General features: G+C 62.1%; 14 protein-coding genes. 3 read left to right on the top strand and 11 right to left on the bottom strand.

Annotated features, from left to right (window positions below):
- Positions 1-149 precede the first annotated feature (149 nt).
- From ACK3SC_RS01860 to ACK3SC_RS01845, 4 genes are all read right to left on the bottom strand, one after another.
- Positions 150-965: a helix-turn-helix transcriptional regulator gene (locus tag ACK3SC_RS01860; RefSeq protein WP_416838426.1), complete on the bottom strand. Its 816-nt coding sequence runs from the start codon at positions 963-965 to the stop codon at positions 150-152.
- A gap of 4 nt (positions 966-969) precedes the next feature.
- Complete coding sequence (locus tag ACK3SC_RS01855; protein ID WP_416838425.1) at positions 970-1,779, bottom strand: helix-turn-helix transcriptional regulator; 810 nt, start codon at positions 1,777-1,779, stop codon at positions 970-972.
- Between the two features lie 113 nt (positions 1,780-1,892).
- Entirely contained in the window at positions 1,893-3,530 is a 1,638-nt protein-coding gene (locus tag ACK3SC_RS01850; protein ID WP_416838424.1) for a spermidine synthase, read from the bottom strand.
- A 97-nt stretch (positions 3,531-3,627) separates the two neighbouring features.
- Positions 3,628-4,812 (bottom strand): anion permease, encoded by a 1,185-nt coding sequence (locus ACK3SC_RS01845; RefSeq protein ID WP_416839924.1) that lies wholly within the window; start codon positions 4,810-4,812, stop codon positions 3,628-3,630.
- Positions 4,813-5,151: 339 nt separating this feature from the next.
- Here ACK3SC_RS01845 and ACK3SC_RS01840 point away from each other — a divergent pair, with 339 nt between their 5' ends.
- Positions 5,152-5,814: a CRISPR-associated protein Cas4 gene (locus ACK3SC_RS01840; RefSeq protein WP_416838423.1), complete on the top strand. Its 663-nt coding sequence runs from the start codon at positions 5,152-5,154 to the stop codon at positions 5,812-5,814.
- On the opposite strand, the gene ACK3SC_RS01835 is transcribed toward ACK3SC_RS01840, so the two are convergent.
- The 3 genes from ACK3SC_RS01835 to ACK3SC_RS01825 all read right to left on the bottom strand — a co-directional run bounded on the left by ACK3SC_RS01835 (position 5,797) and on the right by ACK3SC_RS01825 (position 7,283).
- Positions 5,797-6,390: an L-threonylcarbamoyladenylate synthase gene (locus ACK3SC_RS01835; RefSeq protein ID WP_416838422.1), complete on the bottom strand. Its 594-nt coding sequence runs from the start codon at positions 6,388-6,390 to the stop codon at positions 5,797-5,799. The two genes, ACK3SC_RS01840 and ACK3SC_RS01835, sit on opposite strands and share 18 nt — an antisense overlap.
- A gap of 117 nt (positions 6,391-6,507) precedes the next feature.
- Positions 6,508-7,014: a redoxin domain-containing protein gene (locus tag ACK3SC_RS01830; RefSeq protein WP_416838421.1), complete on the bottom strand. Its 507-nt coding sequence runs from the start codon at positions 7,012-7,014 to the stop codon at positions 6,508-6,510.
- Positions 7,014-7,283, bottom strand: a complete 270-nt coding sequence (locus ACK3SC_RS01825; RefSeq protein WP_416838420.1) for a glutaredoxin family protein — start codon at positions 7,281-7,283, stop codon at positions 7,014-7,016. Before ACK3SC_RS01825 ends, ACK3SC_RS01830 begins: the two co-directional genes overlap by 1 nt.
- Before the next feature lie 158 nt (positions 7,284-7,441).
- Between ACK3SC_RS01825 and ACK3SC_RS01820 the strand changes: the two genes are divergently transcribed.
- Positions 7,442-8,830, top strand: a complete 1,389-nt coding sequence (locus ACK3SC_RS01820) for a hemolysin family protein (protein ID WP_416838419.1) — start codon at positions 7,442-7,444, stop codon at positions 8,828-8,830.
- A gap of 16 nt (positions 8,831-8,846) precedes the next feature.
- Here the strand turns inward: ACK3SC_RS01820 and ACK3SC_RS01815 are convergent, their stop codons facing one another.
- The 3 genes from ACK3SC_RS01815 to ACK3SC_RS01805 are packed head-to-tail and all read right to left on the bottom strand — an operon-like array spanning position 8,847 to position 10,525.
- Complete coding sequence (locus tag ACK3SC_RS01815) at positions 8,847-9,122, bottom strand: hypothetical protein (RefSeq protein ID WP_416838418.1); 276 nt, start codon at positions 9,120-9,122, stop codon at positions 8,847-8,849.
- The gene (locus tag ACK3SC_RS01810) at positions 9,119-10,315 is read right to left on the bottom strand and encodes an anion permease (RefSeq protein ID WP_416838417.1); all 1,197 of its coding nucleotides are present in this window, start codon (positions 10,313-10,315) and stop codon (positions 9,119-9,121) included. The genes ACK3SC_RS01815 and ACK3SC_RS01810 overlap by 4 nt, the downstream gene beginning before the upstream one ends.
- Before the next feature lie 42 nt (positions 10,316-10,357).
- On the bottom strand, positions 10,358-10,525 hold the full coding sequence (locus ACK3SC_RS01805) for a hypothetical protein (RefSeq protein ID WP_416838416.1): 168 nt from the start codon (positions 10,523-10,525) through the stop codon (positions 10,358-10,360).
- A 95-nt stretch (positions 10,526-10,620) separates the two neighbouring features.
- On the opposite strand from ACK3SC_RS01805, the gene ACK3SC_RS01800 reads away from it, so the two are divergent.
- Positions 10,621-11,604 carry an ArsR/SmtB family transcription factor gene (locus tag ACK3SC_RS01800; RefSeq protein WP_416838415.1) on the top strand — a complete coding sequence of 328 codons (984 nt, stop codon included), beginning with the start codon at positions 10,621-10,623 and terminating at the stop codon, positions 11,602-11,604.
- 204 nt (positions 11,605-11,808) lie between these two features.
- Here the strand turns inward: ACK3SC_RS01800 and ACK3SC_RS01795 are convergent, their stop codons facing one another.
- The gene (locus ACK3SC_RS01795; RefSeq protein WP_416838414.1) at positions 11,809-12,330 is read right to left on the bottom strand and encodes a metallophosphoesterase; all 522 of its coding nucleotides are present in this window, start codon (positions 12,328-12,330) and stop codon (positions 11,809-11,811) included.
- Positions 12,331-12,353: the final 23 nt, after the last annotated feature.

Below are 12,353 nucleotides of genomic sequence, written 5' to 3'. Positions count from 1 at the left end.
TCGACTCGATAGCTCGTCGTGAGTGGACACGACACGCGAATCATCGGTCTGACCGTTCGGCTGATAGCTATTCGATTTCATCAATATGTCATTTGCTAACAAACACGATATAGACACCCCGAGACCGATGTACACCCCGTGAACGGCGTTCAGGGTGTGAACGACTCGGCGTCGACCGGCGTCGCTTCGGTACGATAGCGCTCGAAGGTCGTCTCGAACCACTCGCGAACCGCCGGGTCGCTGCTCTCGATAGCGCCCTGTGGGGTTCCCGACTCGTCTGCGACCCCCATGAAAATCACGTCTCGGTCGAACTCTCCGAGAAGGAGGTCGGGCGTTTCGTGGCGGTAGATGGTCCCGCCTGCTTCGAGCAGTTCGGATAGCCATCGGGACATCTGTTTGTCTGCTGCAATCACGTCGAGGACGCCACCCGAGAAGACGACTTCGAACGACTGTCCATCTTCCACGACAGCGCGGTGGTTGGTCCGGAGTACGTCGGATGCGATTCCGGACCCGACTCCACGGATTGCCGTGGCGTTCCCCATCAGCTCAGTTGCGCGTCTGAGTGGTGCGGTTGGGTCTCCGGACGCAGGAAGCGTGATTCGAGCAGTAGTGAGTCGCCGCACGTCGACATCGAACTCACGCGGAAGCCACGGAGTGACGACTGCCAGTCGCTGTGTCGTTTCGAGCGTCTCGAGCATCGACTCGAACTCCGCAAAGACAACCTCGCCGAGTTCGGTTGCACGATAGCAGCGATTCTCCACAGTCGCCCACCTGTACGTGATGAAGATGTCGAGCGTGCGCTGGGCAGTCACTCGAGAGATGCCGAGTGTCTCTGCGAGGTCTGCACGGTCGTACGGGCGCTCGGTGAGTGCGTTCAGCGCCCGGACGCGGTTCTCCGAACGAGCGAGAAACAGGGCCGCGTCGAGTGGGGACGTCACGGCGGCCACAGTCCATCTGACGAGCATCGCATCATCCCGAAAACACCTCGTTGTCGACGGGTACTGCCTCTTCGCGACACCGAGTTATCGTTTCCGCGACCCACTCGAAGATATCAGCGTCAGTCGATTCGATCAGTCCTCGTGGAACGCCCATGTCGTCGTTCATTCCGATGACTGCTCGCCGGTCACACGTTGCGAGTAGATATGGATGTCCGGGATGTTCGTACACTCGACCACCAGCATCCACGAGGTCGTGGAACCAGATTCGCATCGGCGGGTCACCACAGAGGACAGAGAGTGCAGTTGTGGTCAAGGTGACCTCGACATCTGCGCCGTCTTCGACAGCAGCATTCCGAATCCCGTTGATTACGTCTGGTGCGACGCCAGATGCGGCGACTCGGAGAACGTCGTTTCCTTCACAGAGCCTGGCCGCCCGGCGAACAGGCGCAATCGAGTCACTCCACGTCGGTATCGTGATGCGAGCCGTCGTGAGTAGTCGCACGTCAACGTCGAACCCGGGTGGAAGCCATGGAAGCACCTCCGAGATGGCGTGGAGCGCCCCGGCAGTCTGGAGGAACCTCTCGAACAGTTCACAGACGACCTCGCCAACTGGTGTTGCGTCGTACAGCGTTCCGCGACGAGACACCCAGTTACGTTCCTCGAAATCGTCGAGGATGCGGCTCACAGTAACGCGCGAGAGTCCGAGTACGTCGACGAGTTCACGTCGCGATATCGGGCCAAACGAGATAACCGAATCGAGTACCATGATTCGGTTCGGAGACCCCGCGAGGAACGCCACGGTGTCAAAGGCGTCCACTGTGGGGGCAAAGGGCTCAACCATCTTCCACTGGTATATGGATGGCTGACAGCCTAAGTGTTATTAGACTTACAAGAATGTGGGCAGGTACAGTGCGCTTGCAGTTCGTCGAGGTCGTGCGACCACGCGTCGTTGTGTTAGGCTATCGTCGTGACCGCTGCGATGACCGTCGGCGTTGTGGCCATCGCTGCCACAACCATCGCCGACGTGGCCATCGCCGTCTCGTTCTCTTCACTCTCGTTCGCCTCCTCGATGACGTAGCGTTGTCCCATCATCGGGTCCAACAGACTGTCGATTGGTGCGCGGTCGTCTCGCAAGAGCGGGACGTCGTCTGTCGGTTCGTCGTTCCGATACGACGACACTTCGGCGGCGAGGTCGATGCCGATGTCCCGTTGCTCGTTCCGCAGCTGCAACTCGTCGCGTGTCACGAGCGTCGAGTCCTTCGTCGCAACCACCTCGATATTCTGGACGACGACGCTCCCAGCGGTGGGGAAACTGTACACCTGCGGGTACACCGCCTGCATCGTCTTGTACTCTGCCCGGTAGAACTGCGATGCGGGACCCGACGGTGCGGAGATGACGTTCGCAAAGAGGATTCCGTCGTCGTCGAGGCGGTCCGAGGTGAGTCGCATGAACTCCACGGTCGTCAACTGGAACGGCACCTTGTCTTTGCGGTAGGCGTCGAGGACGATGAGGTCGTACGTCTGGTTGGTCTCCTGGAGATACTGGCGTCCGTCCATCGTGTAGATGTTCAGGCGCTCGGACTCCTGGACGCGGAAGTACTGCTTTGCGACAGACACCACCTCTGGGTCGATTTCGACGACGTCGACGGTGACGTTGGGGTATTTTTCGAGGAACACCCGTGGGCCGGTGAATCCACCACCGCCGACGAACAACACTCGGTCGATATCGTCTGAGAGGAGGAACGGGACGTGAAAGTACGACGTGTACTCGAAGACGTGTCGGGTCGGGTCGTCTAAATCCATCGCGCTGTGCGGTTGGCGGTCGAGATAGAGCGTCCGCGTGTCTCCGGCATCGACGACGCGAAGTTCTTGATAGGCGGTCTGGGTGTGGTAGACCGTCGTTCCGGCACTGTCGAGGCCGATGCCGCCGGTGACCGCTGCGAGGACGAGAAGGATGCTGACGCCGACGCTCCAGGTCACTTCCTGTCGGGTGATGTTCGGACGAGCGAGGAGGACGGCGGTTCCGACCGAGATACCACCGAGAACGAGTCCGATTTGCGGCACGCTCAGCGACGGGATGAGGACGAACGTCGTCGCGAACGCACCGACGATGCTCCCGATGGTGCCGACGGCGTAGACGTGTCCTGACGCTGCGCCGACGTCGGAACGGCCGGACAGTTCCGCCGCGTACGGACTGATATACCCGAGGAGATAGGTCGGCGGGCCGAAGAGCAGCGTTATCGCGGGGAGTGATGCGAATCGACTCGGCAAGGGAAGGCCCGCCATCGACTGCAAGAAGAGGTCACCGAGAAGGATGACGCCGGCAATGTAGACTGCCGTGGCGATGAACACGCGGACCAGATTGTCGTTCGACGCCGTCTTCGCCCGCTGGCCACCACGATGATAGCCGAGACTCAGTGCCGCGAGAAAGACGCCGATGATGCTCCCCCACGTGTAGATGCTACTTCCGAACTCGGGCGCAATCATTCGCCCAGCGAGAATCTCCAACCCCATACTCGTGATACCGGAGACGAACACTGCGAGTTCAGGGCGTGACATCCGGAGCGGCGAGAGGGAGGGCGTCGAAGCCATAGAGTACTCGTAGGGGAAGCCGGGTATTAAATCACGCAAATGACATCTACCCGACTCGACACAGTGGGGGCCACACCAGACAGCGACAGCGCGTCGGCTACCGAACCATCGAGACGATGGTGAAGAGGAGATAGCCGGCCGAAAGCGAGAGAGCGAACGACCCGACCCACGCGCCGAGCGTCTTGGCAATCTTGGTCCGACTGATTCCCGCGCCACCGGTGATGGCCGCACCGCTCCCGATGATGGCGGAGACGACGATTTCGTTGAACGAGACTGGCACGCCGAGGAAGACGGCGACCTGGGCGATGAGGAACGATGGAATCAGCGCCGAAATCGCCCGGCGAGGGCCGAGTGACGAGTAATCTTGTGAGAGCGATTTTATCATCCGTGGCGAACCCATCCACGCACCGAGCAGAATTCCGAACCCACCGCCGACGAGCACTGCGACGAGCGGAATCGCCATCGAATCGAAGAGTGGGAGCAACGGCCCGACGGCGAGGCCAACCTGCGACCCGCCAGCAGAGAAGGCGACGAGCGACCCGAGTGTGAGGAGGAACCGGTTCATCGCACGCTGTTCGTCGCGGCGGATATCGAGGCGGACGAGCGCGGCTGCCACAACCGCAAAGAGGAGTGTCACGACGAGCGACCCGTGCGAGGAGAGTGGGGCAAGTGACGACCCAAGCGTGCTCGCGAACGACCCACTGCCACCATCGCCACCGAGGAGTGTGAACTCGATGTTTGCGACGACTGCGCTGACGGTCGCGGCCAACACCGGGATGGAGAGCGATTCCGGTGCCCACTCGCGCGAGAGCACTCGTGCGAGTCCGTAGGCGATGCCACCGCCGATGAACGGCGTCAGAACCCACACTGACGCAATCTCCTGATATTTCGGCCACGCGGGCGTCCCGCCGAGGGCGAGACCGATACCGATGACCGCTCCAGTGACGGTGAACGCCGTCGCGATGGGGATTCCAGTGAGGATGCCGGCGGCCATGAGACCACCCGCGAGGAGTAACACCACGACTGCCGCGACGGGTGACAACGAGACGCCGTCGATGAGACCGGTCCCGATAGCCGACGAGACGCTCTCACCTTGAACGACGGCACCCAGAAATGCGATGACACCGACGACGAGACCCGCCCGCAGTATCGAGATGGCGTTCGCGCCAACTGCCGGTGCGAAGGGTGTCGCACCTGCCGACCCGGCTCCGATTATCCACGCCATGAACAGACTCACCGAACTGGCGACGACGAAGAGGGCGAGCGAGACCAGTTCAACCATTGGAAGTGAGGAGAGTAACCATCGTTCGAGTTCCTGTGTCGTGGACCAACCGACTTTCATCGAGAGTTCTCAGGTGCGTCCAATTAAGTCTTCGGATAGTATTCCCAATTTAGTGCAATACTGAATCGCAGCGAATCGGATTTATTCGACCCAGAATGCTCCAAGACGAACGTTAGATGCTCAAAACGTGAGCCTGTCAGTTACAAAATAGCCATTTCTGCGCAAGAGTGGAACACACTGACCGAGAGAACAGGGGGAGGAACGAGAAGGAGAACGAGAGGAGAACGAGTGTCTCGACCAGGCCGTAGGTATTTATCAGAAGACGAGGCCAGACGCGTCGTGTCGAACCGAATCGCTGTGTCGGACCTCGCTCGCGCCGCGTACTGTCCGCGCCAACTGTACTACGCTCGCCGCGACGACGAGCGAGCGCCACCGCCCGAAGTCAGTCGCATTCGCGCCCTCGCGTTCGAATACCCGACGCTTCTCACGGCAGCGGACGACGAACTGGCGACCCGGCCGCTGGCGACGACTCCGGAGAAATATCGCCAGAATCTCCGCCGACTCAGCGAGCGAGACGAGTGGGACGCGCTGTCGAAACCAGTCGGAAGAGACGTACGGCTCACGGGAAAGGACTGTCGCGGCATCGCCCACAAACTCGTCGCCGACCCGGCGGTCCCGTCGCTCGTCTCACCCGGCACGCCACCAGAGCGAGGGGTCTGGGAACCACAACGGGTTCGGGCCGTCGCGCTGGCGAAGGCACTCGCGTGGGAGCGAGAGCGGACAGTTCCCACAGCGTACGTCGAATATCCTGCCCACGGCGTCGTCCGAACCGTCCGACTCACGACGAGAAACAAGGCCGCGTATCGCCGAGCGCTTCGCGTCGCATGGGAACTCGACTTCGTCCCGCCGCGACTGCGTGGGTCTCCGAAGTGCGACGAGTGCGCGTATCGAACACAGTGCGGGGTGAAGACGCGGACGCTGAGGTCACTCGTTGGCTTCTAACCACGCCGCGATGTCGTCCGCGTTCGCGCCGCGTCGGTGGATGATGCCGCGGCCGGGGTCAACGACGGTACTCTCGGTTCCCGGCGTAGTTCCGCGGTCGAGGACGACAGCGACGGCGTCGCGAATCTCGTCGGAGAGCTGCGAAGGGTGGGTGATGCTCCCGGTTCCCGACCGATTGGCGCTGGTCGCCGTGACCGGTGTGCCGGCCGCACGGAACAGGTCGCGTGCGAGTTCGTGGTCGGGAACGCGCACGCCGACACGGTCTCGGCCGCCGACGAGCACGTCCGGGAGCGTGTCGCGGCGTTCGACGACGACGGTGACGGGGCCGGGGAGGAATCGACGCATGAACGCTTCCTCCGTCTCGTCGGCGACGACGTAGTCGAGCGCGGCGTCAACGTCAGGAAATCCCGCAGAGAGCGGTTTGTCTCGGTCTCTCCGTTTGATGTCGAAGACGCGTTCGATAGCGTCGGGGTTCGTCGCATCCGCACCCATCCCGTAGACGGTCTCGGTCGGATAGACTACGGCCTCACCACGGCGGATTGCATCGGCCGCCTCCGTCAGGTCGTCGTCAGGCATGACCGAGGAGATGCGAGATGGGAGAAAAAGCGTGCCGAAACTGGGTGACGAAACAGCGTATCGAAACGTGCCGAAACTGGGTGACGAGGACGACGAACTGGATTAATTCTCGGCGACTTAGTTCTCGGCGACTGCGTCGGCGATTTCGTCGTAGTCAGGGAAGTCGGGCCACTGGGCGGCGACCCAGCGATACTGGATTTCACGGTTCTCGTCGAGGAGGAAGACCGCGGGTCGGTGTTCGGTGATGCCCGTCATGTTGTCGAGGTCGTTCTCGATACCGAACTCGGTGGCGACGCCCGCCGCAGGGTCCGAGAAGAAACGGGCATCGACAGCTCGCTCTTCGACGAACGTCTTGTGCTCGTACGGCGACGAGATCGAGACGCCGACGGCCTGAATCTCCTCGGGCACACCACGGTCACGGAGGTTGTTCCAGATGTACGTCGAGGGGAACGCACCGTCCATCGTGTGGAACACGAGCAGAACTGGGCCGTCGTCGGTCAGGTCCGAGAGCGACGTATCCTCCCAGTACTCTTCGTTGACGAGCGGGCGGGTGAAATCAGGTGCAGTGTCCCCAACGTCGGGCGCGTCGTGTGGTGGCAGTTCGACCACGTCGAAATCGACCATTATGCCACCTCCCCGTTTCCGTAGGTGTTTTCGAGGTACTCGACGATGTTCGCGGACTCAGACATCGTGACGCCCGTGTTCTCGTCTACGATGGCGGGAACGGTGCGCTTTCCTGAGACACGCTTGACGACGTTTCGGTCGGAGTGCATCGGTTCGACGAAGCGCGAGCGGTAGTCGAGCCCCTGTTCGTCGAGGACGCGAACGACGCGTTCGCAGTAGGGACACGCCTGCAACCGATACAAGGTAATCGCCGGCTGGTCGTCTGACATGGGGACACATTGGGAAGACCCCCGCCTAAGCGCTTCGCTCGCGGGTATCCCCGCCGCAATAGCGCCCGGGCACTCGGTCTCTCCACCGACGACAGTCCGGTCTGGCGGTGTCCGAGGGCAACTCTTAATTCCGGTGCCATGCAAGACTGTATAGTTACATGGGTTTGCCGCCGCTACTATCACTTCCAGCCACGTTATTCGCGGCCGTACAGGTCTCGAACGTCCCGCTGGACGACACGACGATAACGGTCCTCGGCGGGACCGCGATTCTCGTCCTCATCGCACTCTCGGCGTTCTTTTCTTCCTCTGAGATTGCGATGTTCTCGCTTGCGAAACATCGCGTCGATTCGCTCGTCGATGACGGGGTTCCGGGGGCCACGCGAGTCAAAGCACTCAAAGACGACCCACACCGCCTCCTGGTCACGATTCTCGTCGGCAACAACATCGTCAACATCGCGATGTCAGCGCTGGCGACGGGACTCCTGTCGGTGCTCGATTTCTCACCCGGCCAGTCCGTGCTCATCTCCACGCTGGGTATCACGACGCTCGTCTTGCTGTTCGGCGAGAGCGCACCGAAATCCTACGCAGTCGAGAACACGGAGTCGTGGGCGCTCAGAATCGCCCGCCCGCTGAAGTACGCCGAACTGCTGTTGCTGCCGCTCGTCATCTTCTTCGACTACCTGACGCGGGTCGTCAACCGTGTCACGGGCGGCCAAACCGCCATCGAGACGACGTACGTCACCCGCGACGAGATTCAGAATCTCATCGAGACGGGCGAGCGCGAGGGCGTCATCGAAGAAGAAGAACGCGAGATGCTCAACCGCATCTTCAAGTTCAACTCGACGATTGCGAAAGAGGTCATGACGCCGCGTCTCGACATGACTGCCGTCCCGAAAGACGCCTCCATCGACGAGGCCATCGAGACCTGTGTGCAGGCCGACCACGAACGCGTCCCCGTCTACGACGGCAACCTCGACAACGTCATCGGCATCGTCAACATCCGGAATCTCGTCCGCGAGAAGTACTACGGCGAACGCGGTGTCGGGCTCGCAGATATCGTCTCGCCGACCCTCCACGTCCCCGAGTCGAAGAACGTGGACGAGCTGATGGCCGAGATGCAAGACACGCGGATGCAGATGGTCATCGTCATCGACGAGTTCGGGACCACCGAGGGGCTCATCACCCTCGAAGACATGGTCGAAGAGATCGTCGGCGACATCCTCGAAGGAGACGAAGAAGAGCCGTTCGAGGAAGTCGACGAAAACACGTTCCTCGTCCGTGGCGAGGTCAACATCGACGAAGTCAACGAGATGCTCGACATCGAACTCCCCGAGGGAGAAGAGTTCGAGACACTCGCCGGGTTCATCTTCAACCGCGCTGGTCGCCTCGTCGAAGAAGGCGAGGAGATAACCTACGGCGACATCGTCATCCGCATCGAGCAGGTCGACAACACGCGCATCATGAAAGCGCGCATCCGAACCAACGTCGGCGTCGACGACGAAAGTGACGACGGCGACGAAGAAGCTGAAGTCGAACCGGACGCCTGATTCGTCCACCCTGTTTTTAGCCGAGAAGTGTAAACGAGAGGAGGATGAGCACGAGCGCGAAGAGCGTGAGCATGACCAACTCACGAGAGTTCGCAGTGCCGTCTTGGAGTTGACCCGAACGCGCGCGGAATCGTATCGCCAAGAAGAAGCCGCCGAGGCCGACAGCGCCGAAGGTAAATCCACGGAGAGAGAGACCGGTTACGATAGCCATCGCGACGTGGTAGACACCGAACCCTGCCCAGAGTGCGGCGACGAGGTTGGCGACGGCTACCCGGAGCGCACGAACGTTCACACTGACAGTACGTTCGACACGAGCGTAAAGACGCCGTAGCTCAGTCCGAACGCGAGCGCCAACGACCCGACCCACGCGAGGACGGTGTAGACCATCTTTTGCTTCGAGACGCCGGACCCGCCGGCAGCGAATCCGGACCCGATGATGGCGCTGACGATGATTTCGTTGAACGAGACGGGAACGCCGAGTGCGACGGCCGTCTGCGCGATCGCGAACGACGGAATCATCGCCGCAATCGACCGTCGTGGGCCGAGCGACGAGTAGTCCTGTGCGAGCGCCTTGATCATCCGGGGAGCGCCCGTCCACGACCCGATGAGAAGCCCGAGACCCCCGCCGACGAGTAACGCGAGCAGTGGGACGGTAACCGCATCGAGCAGCGGAACGAGCGGGCCGATTGCGAGACCGACTTGACTCCCGCCGGCAGAGAAGGCGACCAGTCCGCCGAGGACGAGCAAAAACCGCCGTTGGCCACGCGTCTGGTCTGTGCGCACCCATCGGCCGACGATGGCCGCCGCGACGACGCCGGCGACGAGCACACTCGCCACGAACCACACAGTCTCTCCGAACATGGTGCCAGCGAGTTCGACGGCCGACGCGCGGGCCACCGACGCAGACGACCCGTTCGCGCCGAGTCCTGCGAACTCCATGTTGGCGACGAGGACGCCGACGACTCCTGCGAGCACTGGCACCGTCGACGTCTCGGAGACCCATTCGGACCGAAGCATTCGAGCAGTGGCGTACGCGGCACCGCCACCGACGAACGGAACGAGCACCCACAGCGTCACGATTTGTTGGTATTTCGCCCACGCGGGGTCGCCACCCATGGCGAGTCCGACACCGACGACGGCACCCGTGACGGTGAACGCCGTCGCGATTGGATAGCCGGCGAAGACGCCGAGTGCGACGAGCACCGCCGCGGTGATGAGTGCGATGACCGCCGCAGTGACGGTGAGCGTGACGCCGCCGATGAGTTCGGTTCCGACTGCGTTGGTGACGTTGGCTCCCTGCAGAATCGCGCCCGCAAAGCCCAGGAGGCCGACGATGAACCCCGCCCGCATCACCGAGATGGCGTTCGCTCCGACAGCGGGTGCGAACGGCGTGGACCCGGACGACCCGGCACCGATGGCCCACGCCATAAACAGACTCGCGAGTGCGGCAACGACGAGCGTCGCAAGCGTTCCGACTGCTACCACAGTTCGATACCCCGCGAGTTCGCCCGAGTGGTCGAGGACATCCTATCGGCGTCTGGCGTCATCGTAGCCTTCGCGCAATCCGAGCAGCGTCCGCCGCACGAGAAGATACGCGAAGAAGACGAAGAGTAACATCACGACGAGCAACCCAGTGAACACTGGGTCTCCGACGAGGAAATCGACGACGCCGTCTACGACCAGAGGGTCGGCCATGTGCCAGCATTCCGAGTGCCCGGGGTATAGCCATTTCGGCGTGGAACGTACCAACGTGTTAATATTTTTCACAAGAACACGAGTATCGCTACTCGATGGCCGACCTGCTACCCTCCAATTCCAGCGACCTCGACGACAGTCGAGAGGACCGAGACCCACGGGTTATCGGCCTCGACAGCGACGAAGCCGACGACTTACTCGGTGCCATCTCTTCGTCGACTGCTCGGTCAGTCCTCGCGTCACTCCACGAAGCGCCAGCGACGCCCTCAGAACTCGCCGCATCGGTCGACACGTCGCTCCAGAACGTCCAGTACCACCTCGGGAACCTCGCCGACGCCGGCCTCATCGAAGTCGCAGACACGCGCTACTCCGAGAAAGGCCGCGAGATGAACGTGTACACACCGTCAGACCGTGCGCTCGTCGTCGTCGCCGGACGCGAAGACGAGACACGAGGGCTCAAAGGTGCGCTCTCGCGACTCATCGGCGGCGTCGGCGTCCTCGGTATCGGTGCCGCGGTGGTGAACCGTCTCGCACGGACTGGCAGCATCTTCCCGTTCGCTGCGACCGGCGGCGCTGATGGAGGGAGTGCAGAGAGTGCCGACGCTGGCGGCAGTGGAGGTGCCGGAGGGGGTGGCGGCGCGGCGAACGATTCGACGAGTTCGGACGTGGCAGTTAGCTACGAGGGAGAAGATATCGCAGCGAACTCGACGAGTGGACACGAGACGACTGTTGCAGACGCGACGGCGACGACTACCGAAGGCGACGGCGGATACAGTATCGCAGAGCAGACGACCACCGAATCCGCCGAGGCGACGCAGACGGTCACCGAAGAGGCGACTCGCACTGCGACAGAGACGGCAACTCCGGCAGCGACACCGACACCAGCCGAAGAACCAGCGACAGCAGCAGAACCCGTGACGACCGCAGCACAGACAACAACGGAGACGGCCGCCCAAGTCGCACGTGGGGCACCCGGCATCGCCGACACGATTGGGTCACTCTCACCGGGGACGATGTTCTTCCTCGGTGGACTGACCGTCCTGCTGGTGTGGGTTGCGGTGTGGATGATTCGTGACTAAAACGGTCGTTTTAGCTTACGGTGCGTATTTGACCTGTACCCCCGTACGACTGTGTACGAGGCCACAAGTGGGTCATCGACGACGGGTACGTTGCCCCCAGCTTTGCCCCTGCCCCCCGTCGCCGACCCGTGACGTGGCCTCGGAACGCCGAAACCGCCCTCCACCCAGTTCCCGCTGGTTCTCTCGGCCCCACCACACCTTTCGTCAGTTCCCGCCGGGCACGATACGAAACGTTTCGAAGACGTCGCCATCGACAGTGACGAGTCGGCCCCGGAGACCACCACCCGGGAGTGTTTCGAGTTCGGCGTGTGCCTGTCGGTTCCCTCTCGGTTGTGCGTGACTTCCCGGATTGAGGAGTGGAATCGCGGCCGTCCCGTCGAACACCGGACGGTGACTGTGGCCGAAGATGACGGCGTCGGCACCGCGTTCGCGGCCGAAGAGTGAGAGCGCCGTCCCCCCACCACGGCGGGTGTGTGTCATCGCGAACTCCACGCCGCCGTAGGTGAAGTTCCGCGCCTCGGGAATCCGTGCGCGAATCTCTGGACCGTCGTTGTTGCCGTAGACGGCGAGGAACTGGGCTGCCTCGTCGATGAACGCGTCGAGAACGGACTCACGCATGAAGTCACCCGCGTGGACGACGAGGTCAGCGTCTCGGACTGCGTCGAGCGTTCGACTCGTGAGACGATGGCCGTCTGTACTGTGTGTGTCGGAGACGACGACGAGCATACCGCTGCTACGAGTCGAAGATA

Source organism: Haloferax sp. DFSO52, from assembly GCF_048158745.1.
Taxonomy (GTDB): Archaea; Halobacteriota; Halobacteria; order Halobacteriales; family Haloferacaceae; genus Haloferax.
This window is presented reverse-complemented; position numbering and strand designations above follow the sequence as displayed.

What these genes read in the sequence shown, in the direction of transcription:
- ACK3SC_RS01860 (WP_416838426.1), bottom strand. Translation starts at nt 965, where the DNA reads ATGCTCGTCAGATGGACTGTGGCCGCCGTGACGTCCCCACTCGACGCG.
- ACK3SC_RS01855 (WP_416838425.1), bottom strand. Translation starts at nt 1,779, where the DNA reads ATGGTTGAGCCCTTTGCCCCCACAGTGGACGCCTTTGACACCGTGGCG.
- ACK3SC_RS01850 (WP_416838424.1), bottom strand. Translation starts at nt 3,530, where the DNA reads ATGGCTTCGACGCCCTCCCTCTCGCCGCTCCGGATGTCACGCCCTGAA.
- ACK3SC_RS01845 (WP_416839924.1), bottom strand. Translation starts at nt 4,812, where the DNA reads ATGGTTGAACTGGTCTCGCTCGCCCTCTTCGTCGTCGCCAGTTCGGTG.
- ACK3SC_RS01835 (WP_416838422.1), bottom strand. Translation starts at nt 6,390, where the DNA reads ATGCCTGACGACGACCTGACGGAGGCGGCCGATGCAATCCGCCGTGGT.
- ACK3SC_RS01830 (WP_416838421.1), bottom strand. Translation starts at nt 7,014, where the DNA reads ATGGTCGATTTCGACGTGGTCGAACTGCCACCACACGACGCGCCCGAC.
- ACK3SC_RS01825 (WP_416838420.1), bottom strand. Translation starts at nt 7,283, where the DNA reads ATGTCAGACGACCAGCCGGCGATTACCTTGTATCGGTTGCAGGCGTGT.
- ACK3SC_RS01820 (WP_416838419.1), top strand. Translation starts at nt 7,442, where the DNA reads ATGGGTTTGCCGCCGCTACTATCACTTCCAGCCACGTTATTCGCGGCC.
- ACK3SC_RS01805 (WP_416838416.1), bottom strand. Translation starts at nt 10,525, where the DNA reads ATGGCCGACCCTCTGGTCGTAGACGGCGTCGTCGATTTCCTCGTCGGA.
- ACK3SC_RS01800 (WP_416838415.1), top strand. Translation starts at nt 10,621, where the DNA reads ATGGCCGACCTGCTACCCTCCAATTCCAGCGACCTCGACGACAGTCGA.
- ACK3SC_RS01795 (WP_416838414.1), bottom strand. Translation starts at nt 12,330, where the DNA reads ATGCTCGTCGTCGTCTCCGACACACACAGTACAGACGGCCATCGTCTC.